Source organism: Bradyrhizobium sp. 2S1 (assembly GCF_011516625.5).
In the GTDB taxonomy this organism is placed as follows: domain Bacteria; phylum Pseudomonadota; class Alphaproteobacteria; order Rhizobiales; family Xanthobacteraceae; genus Bradyrhizobium; species Bradyrhizobium septentrionale.
On sequence record NZ_CP147718.1, the window covers coordinates 75,909 to 90,841 of the forward strand.

Annotated in this window: 15 protein-coding genes and 5 pseudogenes; 9 read left to right on the forward strand and 11 right to left on the reverse strand. The window is 62.6% G+C overall.

From position 1 onward, the window contains the following. Positions 1–4: 4 nt before the first annotated feature. A pseudogene (locus HAP54_RS51030) lies at positions 5–1,097 on the reverse strand (hypothetical protein). A gap of 222 nt (positions 1,098–1,319) precedes the next feature. On the opposite strand from HAP54_RS51030, the gene HAP54_RS51035 reads away from it, so the two are divergent. The 3 genes from HAP54_RS51035 to HAP54_RS51045 all read left to right on the forward strand — a co-directional run bounded on the left by HAP54_RS51035 (position 1,320) and on the right by HAP54_RS51045 (position 3,382). After that, entirely contained in the window at positions 1,320–1,565 is a 246-nt protein-coding gene (locus HAP54_RS51035; protein WP_166293522.1) for a type II toxin-antitoxin system VapB family antitoxin, read from the forward strand. Then, a complete protein-coding gene (locus tag HAP54_RS51040) occupies positions 1,565–1,960 on the forward strand; it encodes a type II toxin-antitoxin system VapC family toxin (RefSeq protein ID WP_166217571.1) in 396 nt (131 codons plus the stop codon). The genes HAP54_RS51035 and HAP54_RS51040 overlap by 1 nt, the downstream gene beginning before the upstream one ends. Before the next feature lie 222 nt (positions 1,961–2,182). After that, a complete protein-coding gene (locus tag HAP54_RS51045) occupies positions 2,183–3,382 on the forward strand; it encodes an RHE_PE00001 family protein (RefSeq protein WP_175619233.1) in 1,200 nt (399 codons plus the stop codon). Positions 3,383–3,390: 8 nt separating this feature from the next. Here HAP54_RS51045 and HAP54_RS51050 read toward each other — a convergent pair. Next, positions 3,391–3,668 (reverse strand): annotated as a pseudogene (locus tag HAP54_RS51050) (DNA -binding domain-containing protein). Positions 3,669–3,872: 204 nt separating this feature from the next. On the opposite strand from HAP54_RS51050, the gene HAP54_RS51055 reads away from it, so the two are divergent. From HAP54_RS51055 to HAP54_RS51075, 5 genes and pseudogenes are all read left to right on the forward strand, one after another. Then, positions 3,873–4,214 (forward strand): type II toxin-antitoxin system PrlF family antitoxin, encoded by a 342-nt coding sequence (locus tag HAP54_RS51055; protein ID WP_166293524.1) that lies wholly within the window; start codon positions 3,873–3,875, stop codon positions 4,212–4,214. After that, the gene (locus tag HAP54_RS51060; protein WP_166293526.1) at positions 4,211–4,714 is read left to right on the forward strand and encodes a type II toxin-antitoxin system YhaV family toxin; all 504 of its coding nucleotides are present in this window, start codon (positions 4,211–4,213) and stop codon (positions 4,712–4,714) included. Before HAP54_RS51055 ends, HAP54_RS51060 begins: the two co-directional genes overlap by 4 nt. A gap of 629 nt (positions 4,715–5,343) precedes the next feature. Beyond that, positions 5,344–5,538, forward strand: a pseudogene (locus HAP54_RS51065) (helix-turn-helix domain-containing protein); the annotation flags it as partial. Between the two features lie 194 nt (positions 5,539–5,732). Beyond that, positions 5,733–6,326: a DUF6088 family protein gene (locus tag HAP54_RS51070; RefSeq protein WP_166293527.1), complete on the forward strand. Its 594-nt coding sequence runs from the start codon at positions 5,733–5,735 to the stop codon at positions 6,324–6,326. Continuing rightward, complete coding sequence (locus HAP54_RS51075) at positions 6,319–7,374, forward strand: nucleotidyl transferase AbiEii/AbiGii toxin family protein (protein ID WP_166293529.1); 1,056 nt, start codon at positions 6,319–6,321, stop codon at positions 7,372–7,374. Before HAP54_RS51070 ends, HAP54_RS51075 begins: the two co-directional genes overlap by 8 nt. A 105-nt stretch (positions 7,375–7,479) precedes the next feature. On the opposite strand, the pseudogene HAP54_RS51080 reads toward HAP54_RS51075, so the two are convergent. From HAP54_RS51080 to HAP54_RS51095, 4 genes and pseudogenes are all read right to left on the reverse strand, one after another. Beyond that, a pseudogene (locus tag HAP54_RS51080) lies at positions 7,480–7,641 on the reverse strand (DUF736 domain-containing protein); the annotation flags it as partial. Between the two features lie 12 nt (positions 7,642–7,653). Then, positions 7,654–8,600, reverse strand: a protein-coding gene (locus HAP54_RS51085) for an IS630 family transposase (RefSeq protein WP_166293531.1) whose coding sequence is annotated in 2 segments (ribosomal slippage) — positions 7,654–8,261 and positions 8,261–8,600 — 948 coding nt in all. Because the reading frame shifts where the segments join, the coding sequence is not laid out codon by codon here. Further along, positions 8,561–8,845, reverse strand: coding sequence for a DUF736 family protein (locus HAP54_RS51090; RefSeq protein ID WP_224742114.1), 285 nt, complete (start codon positions 8,843–8,845; stop codon positions 8,561–8,563). Before HAP54_RS51090 ends, HAP54_RS51085 begins: the two co-directional genes overlap by 40 nt. 743 nt (positions 8,846–9,588) lie before the next feature. Continuing rightward, positions 9,589–9,903 (reverse strand): annotated as a pseudogene (locus HAP54_RS51095) (ATP-binding cassette domain-containing protein); the annotation flags it as partial. 57 nt (positions 9,904–9,960) lie between these two features. Between HAP54_RS51095 and HAP54_RS51100 the strand changes: the two are divergent. Then, the gene (locus HAP54_RS51100) at positions 9,961–11,295 is read left to right on the forward strand and encodes an IS1182 family transposase (protein ID WP_166202952.1); all 1,335 of its coding nucleotides are present in this window, start codon (positions 9,961–9,963) and stop codon (positions 11,293–11,295) included. A 26-nt stretch (positions 11,296–11,321) separates the two neighbouring features. Here HAP54_RS51100 and HAP54_RS51105 read toward each other — a convergent pair whose 3' ends face one another. From HAP54_RS51105 to HAP54_RS51125, 5 genes are read right to left on the reverse strand one after another with little or no spacing between them, the layout of a single operon-like run. Beyond that, positions 11,322–11,753, reverse strand: a complete 432-nt coding sequence (locus tag HAP54_RS51105) for an ATP-binding cassette domain-containing protein (RefSeq protein ID WP_166293533.1) — start codon at positions 11,751–11,753, stop codon at positions 11,322–11,324. Then, positions 11,750–12,985 carry an ABC transporter permease gene (locus tag HAP54_RS51110; protein ID WP_166293535.1) on the reverse strand — a complete coding sequence of 412 codons (1,236 nt, stop codon included), beginning with the start codon at positions 12,983–12,985 and terminating at the stop codon, positions 11,750–11,752. The genes HAP54_RS51105 and HAP54_RS51110 overlap by 4 nt, the downstream gene beginning before the upstream one ends. Next, positions 12,982–13,245, reverse strand: coding sequence for a hypothetical protein (locus tag HAP54_RS51115; RefSeq protein WP_224742115.1), 264 nt, complete (start codon positions 13,243–13,245; stop codon positions 12,982–12,984). Before HAP54_RS51115 ends, HAP54_RS51110 begins: the two co-directional genes overlap by 4 nt. Continuing rightward, entirely contained in the window at positions 13,242–14,084 is an 843-nt protein-coding gene (locus HAP54_RS51120) for an efflux RND transporter periplasmic adaptor subunit (RefSeq protein ID WP_224742116.1), read from the reverse strand. Before HAP54_RS51120 ends, HAP54_RS51115 begins: the two co-directional genes overlap by 4 nt. Further along, positions 14,071–14,718 carry a hypothetical protein gene (locus tag HAP54_RS51125; protein WP_166217781.1) on the reverse strand — a complete coding sequence of 216 codons (648 nt, stop codon included), beginning with the start codon at positions 14,716–14,718 and terminating at the stop codon, positions 14,071–14,073. The genes HAP54_RS51120 and HAP54_RS51125 overlap by 14 nt, the downstream gene beginning before the upstream one ends. Between the last annotated feature and the right edge of the window lie 215 nt (positions 14,719–14,933).

Sequence of the window (14,933 nt, forward strand, 5' to 3'; positions counted from 1 at the left end):
TCGGTCAGAAGCCGTAAGTTCGATCCGCCCAGCGCAGCAACACGCGGGCGTCGGGGTCGGGCAGGCGCACGCGCTGCGCCTTCAGGCCTTGCGCAATCGCCAGGCCGACGTCGGGATCGACCCAGTGGCCGTGGGTCATCAGGAAGAACCAGCCGAAGGGCAGGCCGATCTCGCGGTCCACGGCCTCGATCCGGTCCATCAGGATATGAATGGACGCATCCTTTGGCGGCGCTAGGCGCTCGGCCAGCGGCTGCAGCGGCCGGGGGACAAAGCCGACTTCGCGCTCTCCCTTGTGCGTATAATCGCGGACATCGAGCGCCCAATGTTCGAAGACGCGATGCGGCCTGGCGCTCGAGTCCTCCCAGTCCCGAAAGAACCGTAGCTCCCGAGGCACGTAGTCGAACCAGTCCGGGACCGCCTCGAGAAACGGGGTTTCGCGCGTCCCCCAAGGTCCGAGTTCGCGAATGACACGCCCCTCCATCTCGGGCCGCTTGGCTTCGCGTTTCTCGCGTTCGATGCGGCCGCAACGATCGAGAAAACTGCGGACGTGGATCACCGCGCCGCCGGCTCGGCCGAGGAGGCGATAGACCGGACCGGCCAGGCGATCCGACTGAGGTGGCTGATCGGTGCGGGGCCAGCTCGGATCGAGCAGTTCCTCTTGGCCAAACGGGCGGTAGTTCGGATTGACGATCGGGCCGGCTCGCCATTCGATTTCTCGTCCGAGCGCGATCTGAACATAGTCGGCTGCGCCTGGCCCGGTCGGCGCGAAGACAAGCGCGCTGGTGCCGCGCCACTCGGTGATCTGCAGGTCCGTCTCTTTCAGGCGGCGCCAAAGCGCATCGATGGCGCCGCCGTCCTTTGGCGAGCTCCGCCGTCATCCAGGGCCGCAGTTCGCCAATCCGCGTGCCATCCGGTCGAATTACCGAACGGGTGTCGCGCCAGTAGTCATCGTCGATCCGCGCGACGCTGAACTGAAAACCTTCGAAGGCGTGGGCGAGGGCTGGGATGAGGTCGTCGTCAGCCGAGGCCGGGTCGAGGTCTGCGAGGACGGCCTCGATGGAACCAGCGTCAGGGAGACGGAGAGGGGAGGCGTTCATTGACTATTGACCATAAAAGCCACCTCACACGCCGCGACGGCCGCGCGCTTTGGCGGGATTGCCGGCATTTCCGTAGCGTCGATCGATAGGCCGCACCGCGTGGCCCTGAGCAGGGGTCGAATCAGCGGAGCCCAAGACCTTGTTGGCCCTGCCAACTGGTCCTTCCTTCTGTGTATCCGTGGTGATATATACGGATACACGGTACGATCTAGAGGAATACGCATGGCTTTCCACATCAAGAACCCGGAGACCGATGCGCTGGCACGCAAGGTGGCGGCGCTGAAAAAAATCGGCCTCACCGAAGCCGTGCACGCCGCACTCGCCCATGAGCTCGAGCGCGAGCAGGGCAAGCCGTCTTTGGTCGACCTCGGCGTCCAGTTCTGCCGGGATCTGCGCGCCAAGGGCAATCCGGAGCAGGGCCAGCCCGCCGACAAGGCGTTCCGCGACAGCCTGTATGAGGACACCTGATGTTCATCGACGCCTCGGCGCTGACTGCGTTGTTGACCGACGAGGACGAGGCGCGTGAGCTTTTGGCCCGCCTGCAGCAGACCGGAACGCGTCTGACCTCGCCGCTGGCGGTGTGGGAGGCGGCGGTCGCGGTGGCGCGCGTGTTGAAACTTTCGGTCAGCGCCGCCGCGGAGGCGGTCGAAGACTATCTCGCGCTGATGGAGATCGCCGTGGTCGCGGTGCCGCCGGAGACGGCACGGATCGCGCTCGACGCCTTCGACCGGTTCGGCAAGGGCCGGCATCCGGCGAGCCTCAATTTCGGGGACTGCTTTGCCTATGCCTGTGCCCGGCATCTGGGCCAGCCCTTGATGTTCAAGGGCGGCGACTTTCCGCAGACCGACATCGAGGCCGCCTGAGGCAGCCGCCAGGCCGTCCCTGCAACCGGAAGGGCAGGGGACTTTGTCTTCCGGAAGGGCAAAGCGCCTCAGCATGGCGGGCTCGCAGGCCGATCTGGTGCCCAGACGATGCGATGTCCGGGGCTCCCAGAGCTCAGAATCACTGATTTGCACCGTGGTGTCCAACGCTATCGATAAGGGGTGGTTATCGATAGTGACACACGTCGTGTGCCAGACCTCGCTATGACGGAAACCAAAGCTGTGTTAGCTTCCGTTTCGCCGCTTCCTGTTAAGGTTATCAAGACCTTGCCGTCCAGCTACAAAATCCCCGATCCGCTGCCCTGGGCCCAGCTCGCCGGCCCGCTCGCCGGCGCTGAGGATGCTATCGCCCGCCTCGACGAGCGACTGGCCAAAAGCCCAATCCGTGACGGCGCGATCAGTCGGATGCACTTCGCCGACGCTTGCGCCAGTCTGTGGCTCGACGGCGAACTTGTCCACCTCGACGACCTCGTACTCCACGACGCCGGCATGGACGTCCGCGCCCCGACCCATGAGCTGACCCGAGCTCATGCCGTGCTGCGCGCCCGTCGGCGCATCGCCGAGGCGAAGCCCGATTGGGCGCTGTCAGTTGCCGGGCTCGCTGGCCTCCGCGGCCGGAGCGAGCGAGAGGAGGGGACGGGCAACCGGAAGGAAGTTGAGGAAAGTCTTGGGGTCGACGAGGACGCGGAGCGGGAGGAGGTGGGTTTCGAAGGGCCGCTTGGCGCCATCAACACCGATCCCCATCTGGCCGCCGCCTTCGCCGCGGTCGACACCGCGAACGCCAGGGCGGAGCGCAGGCTTGCCGACGAGGCGCGGTCGCGGCCGGAGCGGGATTCCCTCGTCTACGATCCCGACTGGGACGAGGACGGCCGCCTCGACGACTGGCGCGCCGTCGTCGACGAGACCCGCACGCTGCCGCCCACCCTGGCGGCGGCGATCGCCGCGGATGCCTGGGACGCGATCGAACCGCTCGAGCACACGCCTTGGCTCGGCCGCCTGCTCGCAGCTGGCGTGTTGCGCGCGCGCGGCAAGACACGCTGGCATCTGCCGTGCCTACATGCCGGCCTGAAAACTATCTCGCGTGAGCGCCGGCGGCCGCGCGACGCCGCAGCGCGGCTCGCCGTGCAGCTCGAGGCGATGACGGCCGCGGCCGAGGCCGGCCGCAAGGACCACGACCGCTGGCTGATGACCAGAAACCTGCTCGCCCGCAAGCTCGCCGGCCGTCGCGCCACTTCAAAACTGCCGGCGCTCCTCGACTACGTGCTGACCCGGCCGATCGTCTCGGCCGGCATGATCGCGGCGGAGCTCGGGATCACGCCCCGCGCGGCCCAAAACCTCGTCGCCGAGCTCGGCCTGCGCGAGGCGACCGGGCGGGGACGCTATCGGGCGTGGGCCATCCTGTAGACGCCGAGTTAGTGCGGTGCCCCGCCACGAAGCAGATGCCGATAGCCGTGCTCGGTCTCCAGTGGGCGCAGGCGAGATGGGATCTCCAGGCGCGGCGGGCCCGATCAAGCTCTTGGGCCGGATCAAGGTGCAGCACGATCCGCGCAACCTCTTTCCAGTCGGCGCCGTCGGCTTCGGCGTCGAGCAGGCGCAGGTAGGTGACCAGGTGCTCTTCGTCGTAGCCGGTCAGAACGGAGGCGGTCGGTGCTTCGTCGGCGACATCCGGGTCAAGCGGGGGCTTCTGCATGGGGCGACTTTCACGGACGAGACTCCGGCGACCGAGCGTAGGCTAGATGCTGCACCGGCGAATAGATCCCAAATGCGCACCACGTGGTGCATCACCGGCATCCTCGGGCGCCCTGGCTGCTGCTGTGTATCGATAGCGCCGGTGGCGGCTTGACATACAATGCAAATGCATTACATCGAGAGTGTGCAACCCCCGGAGCCGGCCATGGCGAAAACGGCTGAAATTCTCGAAATCCCCGCCACCGTCACTGAGCGTGGCCAGACGACCGTGCCCGCGGCAATCCGGAAAATGCTCGCGCTCGGCAAGCGCGATCAAGTGGTGTTTCGCGGGCTTGCGGATGGCACCGTCGTGATCGCGAAGAAGGTGGCCCAGGTCGAGGATGGCGATCCCGTGATCGGCAAGTTTCTTTCATTTCTCGCGCGCGACATGGCGAAAGAACCGTCGCGGATACGGCCGGTGCCGCGCTCACTCGTGTCCCGCGGCAAGGATCTGGTCAAGGGCGTTAAGGTCGATCTCGACGCGCCGCTTGCGGACGACGAGGCGTGAGCCACGAGACGCTCGAAATCAACGGCTGGACGATCTACGCGCACCCGTTGTTTCTCGACCAGCTTGAGGCGATGGTCGGCGCCGTCGAAAAAGCGCGGAAGAAAGACCCGCAAGGATACAAGAAGAAGCGCGCTACAAAACTGCTCGCGGCCGTTCTCAAGGTCGCGTTCGAAGACATTCCGAGCGACCCGACGCACGACACCTACCGCCAGGGCGGCACGCTCGGTGACGCGTACAAGCATTGGTTCCGGGCAAAATTCCTGCAACAGTTCCGGCTGTTCTTTCGCTACCAGCAGTCCGCGGACGCGAATGTGATAGTGTTGGCCTGGGTCAATGACGACACGACGTTGCGTGCTTATGAGAGCGCAGACGACGCCTACGCGGTGTTTCGCAGGATGCTCAATCGCGGCAATCCGCCCGACAGCTGGCCGGACCTGCTCGCGGAGGTGAGCGCAGATTCGGCGAAGCAACGGCTGGCTCGCGCCGCTCCTAAGACATAGCTCTCGCTCGGCCAGCAACCAAGCGTTCGGTGGGATTCGGGCATCGCGGCGGGTGGTAGCGGAGCAACTCGCCCCGGCGCGGCGCAGGATCTCGTCGCGAAGCTCGGCCTGCGCAGGGCGTTCAGACAGCGACTTATTGCGCGTGGGGACGTTTTGAAATCGTGCCCCCGGCGCGGGATCGATAAAGCTCACTCTCCTCGCTTAGATTAATGTTCGTTATCGTAGTCCAACTACGACTTCGGCCTCGAGTTCAGACTGGTCGGTTGATATCCTCGTAGCAAGGTGACCATTCACGGGAATAAGCTAAATGGGCTCCATAGCCACGGCTGGCGCCCGCAGCGTGGGCGGTTGCTGCACCGGCGAATAGATTCCAATTGCGCACCACATGGTGCCTGACTCGGTATCGCGACCACCTTGCGGGCCTCCCGCCGAAGAAGCCGTCAAAACCAAGCGACGGGCTGATCCCTATGAGGGCCATTGGCTCGGCGGCGACGCGTCGCGTCCTTCGACAAAAAGCTGTGGCGATGCTCGCAAAGCAAGACCAGCGGGCCGACATCTCTCGTCGTGATCGGCTCAGTGGCCGCCGGCCGCTCAGTCCTCGTGCGCGCCTGGTGCGACCGCGAACCGGCAAGCTCGCCGGCCGTCGCGCCACTTCAAAACTGCCGGCTCACCTCGACTACGTGCTGACTCGGCCGATCGTCTCGGCCGGCATGATCGCCGCGGAGCTCGCGATCACGCCCCGTGCGGCCCAAAACCTCGTCGCCGAGCTCGGCTTGCGCGAGGCGACCGGCCGGGGACGCTATCGGGCGTGGGACGTCTTGTAGCGCGCGGAAGTCAGTGCCCGAAGGCAGGGCTGGACTGGGTCAAATAGGGAAGCCCTGAGCACGGCCCTCTGTTAGGACGCCGGCAGACCGGCGAACCGTGGACCGCGACAAATGATGATTTTGAGACCTTGAATGTCAGAAAACTATGTATTATTTTCTGACGTATGAAAGCGCCCTCAGTTCCGGACCGGATCTTGAAGCGCGCCCGCACCGGCGGGCGCGGTAGCGTCTTCACGCCGGCCGACTTTCTGGACATGGCGGGCCGCGCGGCGGTGGATCAGGCGCTCTCTCGGCTGGTTAAGGGCGGCAGACTGCGCCGCCTGGCGCGCGGCCTCTACGATTTCCCGAAGGTGCATCCGAAGCTTGGCCCGCTCTCGCCCGGCCCCGATGATGTCGCGCAGGCGCTTGCCCGGGAGACAGGCTCGCGGGTTCAGATCGCCGGCGCGCGCGCGGCCAACGTCCTTGGCTTGTCCACGCAGGTCCCGGCCAAAAGCACTTATTTGACCGATGGCCCGCCCCGCCGCGTCGTGCTCGGCAAGCGAACCATCGATCTGCGGCACGCTTCGCCCAAGCACTTGATCGCTCCCGGCAGCCCAGCTGGCACCGTCGTTCAAGCTCTGCGTCATCTGGGGCCGATCCGGGCAACCGACGTCGTTCAGGTCGCGATCCGTCAGTTGTCGGCGCGCGACAAGAAGATGCTCGCCGCGAGCGCTGTCCAGGCTCCTGCATGGATGCGGCCAACTCTCGTCTCCATCGCCAACACCATGTCGGGTGCGCGCGATGGATAGAGTCGCTCTCCTCGACGCCTCCGATCGCGCGGCGCTCTTCGGCGAGACCGGAGCGGCACGTGGCGTCGCCAATACCGTCATCGAGAAAGACTTCTGGGTCTGCTGGACCCTGAAGCGCCTTTTCGAGATGCCGAACAAAGACGCGCCCACTCTTATCTTCAAGGGTGGGACGTCCTTGTCAAAGGCGTTCGGCGCGATCCGCCGTTTCTCCGAGGACATTGACCTGTCATTCGATCGCGCCGATCTCGGTTACACCGGGAATCGCGATCCGGAACAGGAAGGGATCAGCAGGAAGCAGGCCGGCAAGCTCATCGAAGATCTCGTCGGTGACGTTGCGAAGCACATTGCCGAGAAGCTGCTGCCCGCCCTTCGTGCAGCGATCGCCAAACATCTCGGTGAGCCGACAAGGGGCGAATGGTCGCTGCAGATCGACGCGAGCGATCCGCAGACCGTGAACTTCCATTATCCAACCGCGCTGAGCAAGGAGGCGTATGAAGGCATGGCCTACATTACTCCGCGGGTGAAGCTGGAGTTTGGCGCACGCGGCGATCCCTGGCCAACAGAAGAGAAGACCATCCGGCCCTATGCGGCGGACGACTTTCCAGGGTTCTTCGAGGAGCCGGATTGTACCGTGACTGTGCTGTCGGCGCGGCGCACGTTCTGGGAAAAAGCCACGGCGCTGCACGCCGAGGCGCACCGGCCGAAGGACTCGCCAACGCCGCAATATTTTTCGCGGCACTACTACGACATCGCGATACTGCTCGACACCGAGGATGGAAAGGCCGCTGCCTCCGACTTCGAGCTGCTCGGGCAGGTCGCGAAGCACAAGGCGATCTTTTTTCGCTCAGCTTGGGCCAGCTACGACACAGCGCGGCCAGGGAAGTTGCAGCTGATGCCGTCGAAGGCGCGTCAGAACGATCTGCGCGCCGACTATCGCGACATGGCCCCGATGATGTTCGACGACAAGCCGCTGGACTTTGACGATATCCTCGCGCGCATCCAGAAACTGCAAGACACGATAAACGCGTCGACTTCAACTTCCCAATAGCCTGCCACGCCCATAGCCGGTGGACCGCCACGCCGCAGGATTTAAGGCGCCGCACATGGTCAGGCGGTCGTCGTTCGGTTACGGATCTTCTCGCGAAGGCGGCCCTCAATCCCGGCTGGGGCGGGACCAGATGAGCTGGAGACCTTCCTGGCCTTCCACCTCGATCAGGGTGGCGTAGATCGGAGCCGGGAAGCTCGGGTCGTCCAGCTTGACCGAGAGGTAATCGCGCTCGGTGTCCCTGGCGGTCTTCTGCCAAGCCGCTCCTAGAGCATTTTCCGATCACGTTGCGTCGTAACCAGCCGCGACGAGATAATTTTGGCATTCCTCGGGTGAGAAGCGCTTGAGAGCGTTGGCGATTGCTTGCCAGAGATCGGGCATGGTGCGCGCTGCGGCGGCCCGCAACAGGGCTTTCAGTTTAGAGAAGGCCATTTCGATCGGGTTGAAGTCTGGACTGTAGGGCGGAAGATAGAGCAGGCTTGCTCCGACCGCCCGGATGGCCTCTCGAACGCCATGGACCTTGTGAGCGGGCAAGTTGTCCATGATAACGGTATCGCCCGGCCGCAGCGATGGGGCGAGCAATTGCTCGACGTAGGCCAGGAAAGCGTCGCCATCCATTGGACCGTCCAGAACAAGCGGCGCGATCAGACCGTCGGAGCGCAATCCAGCGGTGAATGTCGTCGTCTTCCAATGTCCGTGTGGGATAGCTGCACGACATCGCTCGCCGCGTGGCGAGCGGCCGTAAAGCCGCGCCATTTTGGTGTTGGCGCTGGTTTCGTCGATGAAGACGAGACGCTCAGGGTCAAGATCGATTTGCCCTTCGAACCACTCCTCACGCGCGGCATTTATATCGCCGCGCCGTTGCTCGGCGGCGTGCGCTGTCTTTTTTTAAGTGTGATCTTTCTGCGCTGGAAAAAACGCCAGAGCGACGCGATGCCAGTCGATATTCCACGACGTTTCAACAGTTCTCGCAACTCGGCGAGCGTGATATCCGGCTTCGCTGTCACTGCCTCCAGAATCAATTGCGAATGCGCTTCGATGCGCTGCGATTTGCGGTCACCGCCCTGGCGTTTAGGAACGATGTCGCCAACTTCCTTGAGGCGACCGCGCCAGCGGATCGCACTGGCCGCGCTGACACCAAAGCGCTCAGCAGCCTGTCGACAGGACATGCCACCGTCAATCGCGGCTATCACCCTTTGACGAAGATCAACCGAAAGCGCCCTGGCCATACATGCTGGCCTCCCTCGCCAGCATGCAGCTTGAATCTGACTCGCGCCGTTTTGGGAATCCCCACCCGATTCATTCCGGTCGGAAATTGCTCTAGCTCGACATTACCGGCGAAGATGCGGAAGTGTGGTCCCTTGTCGGAGGGGTTCTCGACCCGCACCAGCTTGGCTTTGGCATTGAGGGCGAGGGTGCGAACCGTGCCGGTGAAGCCGTTGCCGGTCGAGGTGAAGGTGCCGATGGTCGCCATTGTCGTGTCCTTTTTCAGTTTCCGGGCCACGCCCATCGCGGCCTCGATGGCTGGCGACAGACCGGAGGCGGTCGACCCGCACCCCGCAGGGGCCGGCACGCAGTAGAGGGCAGCCAGGGCACGACTTTCTTGTTTTGCGCGAGGAATGGACGCGCAGCGGTCCAGGGGAAGAAAGTCGTAACCGGCTGTTGCGGGGATAAGAGCGAGGCGGCGCTTAAGCGACGCCGCCCTTCGGTCAGACATGCCAATCAAGGACGACGTGGGTGTGCCAGAAGAAACGGCCAAGAACACGAACTGCGATCATCGAAACCTTGACCGAGGAAAGAACCCGATCACCGCTCACCGCACATCTGACAATTCCTCAAGCTTGCTGGTCGAGGCCCGAAACCGCTTAACGTGACAAGCATGGTGGAGCAGATGGTGAAACTCGCCGCGAAATTCGACGTTCCTTTCGATCTTCCGCTGGCAACCCTTTGAGTCCCCCGGCAATCTGGTCGAGGAAGCATTCGCGCGCCATCGTGCTGACGTGATGAACTCATCTGGAGGCAAAACACCGCCATTCTGTCGATGTTGATCATTTTCGCGATGCAGGCCTTCTCGGTCCTACCCGAGACGTCGATTCGAGCCCGTCCGCGAAACACAGCCTTACCATTCTTTTGGCCTGGGCACTCCCGATGCTGGCCCAGCAGCGAAATTGAGCTGGGTCCGACATAAGGTCGACTGCTATCGCGTAGCCGCTGAGGTCACCCAGCCCCCTGCGCGATCGCCATCGGCGTCCGCTCGTCCTTCTCCAGGTGTCCATCCACAATGTGCAGCCGTCTATGCATTTGCGTGGCAAGGTTGACGTCATGCGTCACTGCTACGACCGTCTTGCCGTGCTCCGTAACGAGATCGCGCAGCATTTCGAATACTTGCATGGTCGAGATGGAATCGAGGCTGCCGGTCGGCTCGTCCGCAAGGATGACCGGCGAGTCATTCGCGAGCGCGCGAGCCACGGCTACCCTCTGACGCTGGCCGCCGGAGAGCTGATCTGGACGTTTGCGAAGATGATCGCCTAGGAGCTTGTCTGGATAGTCGCTGTTCAAATCTGGTCGGGTCTGATTCAACATTGGGCGATGAGCAAGTATTTTCGGCCTTGGAACATCGATCAGACGCTGCTTCTGCCGCCGAATGTGCAGGACTTCGTGCCGAAAGGCCATGTCTCGCGGTTTATGGTTGATCTGGTGCGGGAGAGCCTCGATCTCAGGGAGATCATGGGCAGCTATGTGAGCGGGCTTGGGCAGCCGCCGTTTGATCCGCGGATGATGGTGGCGCTGCTGCTGCATAGCTATGCGAGTGGGCTGTATTCGTCGCGTCGGATTGCCAAGGCCTGCCGGGAGCGGAACGATTTTGTGATGATCGTGGCGCTGGATGCGCCGGATTTTCGGACGATCAGCGACTTTCGCAAGCGACATTTGAAGGCGCTCGGCGCGCTATTCGTGCAGGTTCTGAAGTTGTGCGAGACGGCCGGGCTGGTCAAGCTCGGTCATGTCGCGCTGGATGGTACGAAGATCAAGGCGAACGCGTCGAAACACAAGGCGATGAGTTATGAGCGCATGAAGAAGCGCGAGGCGGAATTGAAGGCCGAGGTCGCTCGCATGCTGGCGGCCGCCGAGGCGGCGGATGCCTCGGAGGATGAGACTTTCGGCAACAGCGACGAACTGCCGGACTGGACCGTCGACAAGCAGAAACGGCTGGCGAAGATCCAGCAAGCGATGGCGGCGCTGGAAGCGGACGCCAAACTGGCGGCGGAGGAAGAGCGCCGCATCGAGGCCGAAAAGGAACAGCAGCGCCAGGCCGAAGGCCGCAAGAAGCCGGGCAAACCGGCGGCGCTGCCATCGGAGGAACCCAATCCCAAGGCGCAACGCAACTTCACCGATCCGGAAAGCCGCATCATGAAGTCGAAGGATGGCTTCGTTCAGGCCTATAATGCCCAGGCGGCCGTCGATGCACATGCCCAGATCATTGTCGCGCAAGAACTGACCCAGCACGGCAGCGATCAGGGCCAGTTGGTGCCCCTGATCGAGGCCATCGAGAGCAATCTTGGCCGCAAGCCGCGGCAGGCCTCAGCGGATTCCGGCTACTGCAGCGAAGCCAATCTCGAAGCGCTCGACACACGCAGCATCGATGGCTATGTCGCGCCCGGACGCGCCAAGCACCCGACAGTAGCGAACGGAAAAGTCGGCGGCCCGCTGACACAGGCCATGCGAAAGAAGATCGACGATGGCGGCTTCGAAACACCCTACCGATTGCGAAAGCAAGTGGTGGAGCCGGTGTTCGGGCAGATCAAACAGGCAAGAGGCTTCCGCCAGTTCCTGTTGCGGGGCATCGAGAAAGTGCGCGCCGAGTGGACAATGATCTGCACCGTCCATAACCTCCTCAAGCTGTTCAACCTCGCAAACGCAGCCTGAGCCTGCTACTCTACAACAAATGCCCGTCACGAAAACATATCTGGACGGGCTCCTAGGTCCAAGGAGTTGAGCAGTTCCATGGCTCTAGCCGAGATCGCCGCTTGGGAAAGCTTGCCGAGTGCACGCATCGGCAGTGCGACATTTTCCGTAATCGAGAACTCCGGCAGCAGGAAATGAAACTGAAATACGAAGCCGAACTGGGTCAGCCGCATATGGGCGCGTTCCTCCGCGCTCATTGCCGTAGTCGAGCGATTGTTGACCAGGATATCGCCGCTGCTAGGAAGATCCAGCAGACCGAGCATATAGAGCAACGATGACTTGCCCGATCCGGACGGACCTGTGATCGCGATCAGCTCGCGCGCGCCAATCGACAAGTTCAAGTCGCGAACCAGCGTCACCGGGGCGATGCCTGGCAGCACCTTTGTCGCATTCCGTGCTACGATAAGCGCTGCCGTCACGTCGCGCCCCTGATGATGTCGACGGGGTTGACCTCTGCGGCCGCGCGCGCGGGAAAGTATCCGGCGACAAGGCTGGTTGTCAGCGCGACCGAGGTGGCGATCGTGTAATGGGTAACCGAATAGAGCACTGGAAGATGATTGTGGTCCGAAAAAGAATCGTTGAACTCCAGTGAAGCCATTCCCCGCGTCAGGAGATAGCCAAATCCGCAGCCGAGTACCGCGCCGAAAAGCCCAATCGTCATGGCCGCAATCATGAAGATCGCCTTCACGGTGCGTTCCGTGAACCCCAGCGATTTCATGATTGCGATGTCGCGCGTCTTTTCACGTGTGATGGTGGATAAGATGCTGTAGGTGCCCAAGCTTGCGACCAGAAGAATGGCGCCGACGATCGTGTACATCAGGACGTTACGAATGGTGATGGCCGACAGCAGATCCTCCTGGGCTTCCTGCCAGGAGATCGATTTGTAGCCGGTCTGCTCGCCGATACGCTCGCTGATCAGGCGCGCCTCCATTGGCTCGCGCGCACGAACCCGAATCTCGTTCACGATCCCGATCTGATTCTCAAGGGTCTGCGCAGTGCGAAGCAGGACGTAGCCTGTCGTTGCGTCCGTGGCGCGGAAGCCGGAATGGAAGGTGCCCACTACGGTTGCGGTCACGGTGATACCCCTGGCAGAAACCAGCGTGACTTTCGAGTTGACGCGGGTGCCGATTTTGCGCGCAAGGCCATCGCCGAGCAGAATCGCGTTGGAGGCACGGTAGAGCGAGGTGAGGCTGCCCTCGCGTACGTGGGTCGCGAGATTGGACACGCTGCTTTCGGTGTGTGGATCAATTCCGATCACGGAGATCGTAAGATTGCGGCCCGCATAACGCATCATGGCCTTGGATTGCACCGAGGGGGTAAGGGCGGCCGCAACCCAGGTCTGTAGCGAGGCGATGGTCGCCATCGGGTTCTTGATGCCGGGCCGTCGAACCGCGGGCGTGAGACCGTGGATTTCTGCAGCGGTGTAGAGGAGGTCGGCGGGCTGGGGCGTCGGCTCACGCCGTTCGTCTGTGAGGGAGATGTGGGGGAGCGCGTCGAGCAGTGTTGAGATGAAGTCGTTCTGCGATCCTTCCATCAGCGCGGCCATCATAATCGAGAAGCCGACGCCAATTGCGACGCCCGCCACCCCGACCAGCGTCTGGTGGATGCGGTATGTGATGTGCGTCCAAACGATGGCAAGGATCAGCTTCATAGTGAGGACGCATCCGTCGCCCGTACCTTGACATGACCACGTGTTTGGATGTTCGCGGTCGCGGGCGACGCCACCATCTCATTCTCTTCAAGGCCGTCGACGATTTCGACGTGGCCGGCGCCACGAACGCCGATCTCGACTTTGCGCGGTGTCGGGCGGCCGTCCTTGACGACCAGTACCTCGTTGCCAATCACGGCATTGGCAGGAACGACGATCGCATCCTGCTTCTCGCGTGCAACAATGTTAGCTTCCACGCTCATGCCGACGCGAAGTGGGCTGTCGTCGGGCAATCCGATCCGAACCCGGAAGGTTTTCGCGATGGGATCGCCGGCCGGCGTGATTTCCTTGATGAACCCTGAGAGCACCTTTCCTGCAAACGCGTCGGTCCGCAACAACGCTCTTTGTCCGGGTTCGATCGGGGGACGTCTTCCTCGTTGACCTCGGCGACGACCCAGAGCGACTTTGCAAGTGCGAGGCGATAAAGGATCGTGCCAGGATCCACCATGTCGCCGATCTCCCCGTCTTCCCGCAGTACCGTGCCATCCATCGGAGCGACTATTTCGTAGAATCTCAACCGCTGCGTCTGTGCGGCGATCTGGGCTTGGACGCGTGCGAGGTCGCTTGCGGCCCTCTGTTCCATTTGCGCGGTCGTCGCGCCAAGCGCAAACAAGTGGGATTGCCGTTCGAACTCATGGCGCCGGAAATTCTCCAGCGCTCGCAGGTCGTTGAGCGTGGCCTGTGCCTCAGTGTCGTCAAGCCGAGCCAGGCGGTCTCCTTTGTGAACCGCTTTGCCCTCGCATCTGCAGCGCTCTATGATACGACCGCGCACCAGGGGCGTGAGGCGCGACCAAGTTTCGGGCTCGACTGATCCGGTGGCATAAACGATCTCGGCCACCGGACCGCGAACGGCACGCGCGATCGCGATTTCGGGCTCGTGCAGATACCAGACGAGGATGGCGGCTAGGACAAAGACAAGGCCGCCGATCAGCTTCCGGCCACGTCCCGGCGGCCTTGCTTTCGCATCTTTCGCTTCCGTCTCCGCCGCCGGAAGCGTTCGCAGCTGCACGTTCATTTGGGATTCGGCCTCAGAGACAGTCATCGCAGCGCTTCCCGATCGAGGCCCGAAGATCTCGCCCAAGACGGTAGCGAGGATTGGTGTTTCCCACGTCAACGGCGCCGTCTTGAACGGCTGCATTCAGTTGAAGGGGGACCCACTCTTTAAAATCGCCGAGCAGCGTGTTCCCGATGCAGGAATGGGGAAGTGAAATCTCGAGCTGCGGCCGGGCGCTGGCGTTCGCCTGCCGAAGGTTGGTCTCCGCTGACGATCCCGACGCGCCGCCCGACCTTTGTTGACGATCGGAGCACACTCGAATCGGGTGCTCTTCGAGCAGCATTGGGAGTTCGTGCAGCGGCATCTCCCGGGCGGCGGTCGCTACTTCCAAGGGCATGATGTCGCTGCTATCGACAGCTTGCGATTTCACCCGATCGGATGCCCGTGCGCGGCAACGCAGCCACCAGAGATAGAGGCGCTCGATTCCCGTTCGGCCCGATGCGGCAGGTCGGCTTTCGTGACGATGCGGACAACTCTGCTGCGGCCATCGACAACAGGGGTGACGGTGATCCCGTGCTCTCGGTAGGACCTTGGCGGCCTGCCAGACGGTTGCAGTCGTGCCGACGGTGGTCACCGAAGAAATCATGATGTCGCGGCTTGCATGATCAGCCTCCAAAAACATGGTGACTATCTTGGCAGGATACAGCCTCGCGGGGATTGACTAGGATCAAAGGGAGCGCAACATACGAAGATAAAGTCTGCGCCACCGCGATTGCCAAGTGCCTACCAGTCATCTTCGTCCGTCTGGCGGAGTGCCTGCCTAGAGTATTGATGGATACGCTGAGGCGAACAGTTTGTGCGGATCGATCGTCTCAACGAGGAGATCCTGGAGATCGA

Excerpts from the sequence above, each read along its gene's own strand:
- HAP54_RS51120 (WP_224742116.1), bottom strand. The coding sequence starts at position 14,084 with ATGACTGTCTCTGAGGCCGAATCCCAAATGAACGTGCAGCTGCGAACG.
- HAP54_RS51055 (WP_166293524.1), top strand. The coding sequence starts at position 3,873 with ATGGCGAAAACGGCTGAAATTCTCGAAATCCCCGCCACCGTCACTGAG.
- HAP54_RS51045 (WP_175619233.1), top strand. The coding sequence starts at position 2,183 with ATGACGGAAACCAAAGCTGTGTTAGCTTCCGTTTCGCCGCTTCCTGTT.
- HAP54_RS51035 (WP_166293522.1), top strand. The coding sequence starts at position 1,320 with ATGGCTTTCCACATCAAGAACCCGGAGACCGATGCGCTGGCACGCAAG.
- HAP54_RS51115 (WP_224742115.1), bottom strand. The coding sequence starts at position 13,245 with ATGAGCGTGGAAGCTAACATTGTTGCACGCGAGAAGCAGGATGCGATC.
- HAP54_RS51110 (WP_166293535.1), bottom strand. The coding sequence starts at position 12,985 with ATGAAGCTGATCCTTGCCATCGTTTGGACGCACATCACATACCGCATC.
- HAP54_RS51090 (WP_224742114.1), bottom strand. The coding sequence starts at position 8,845 with ATGGCGACCATCGGCACCTTCACCTCGACCGGCAACGGCTTCACCGGC.
- HAP54_RS51075 (WP_166293529.1), top strand. The coding sequence starts at position 6,319 with ATGGATAGAGTCGCTCTCCTCGACGCCTCCGATCGCGCGGCGCTCTTC.
- HAP54_RS51100 (WP_166202952.1), top strand. The coding sequence starts at position 9,961 with ATGAGCAAGTATTTTCGGCCTTGGAACATCGATCAGACGCTGCTTCTG.
- HAP54_RS51040 (WP_166217571.1), top strand. The coding sequence starts at position 1,565 with ATGTTCATCGACGCCTCGGCGCTGACTGCGTTGTTGACCGACGAGGAC.
- HAP54_RS51125 (WP_166217781.1), bottom strand. The coding sequence starts at position 14,718 with ATGTTTTTGGAGGCTGATCATGCAAGCCGCGACATCATGATTTCTTCG.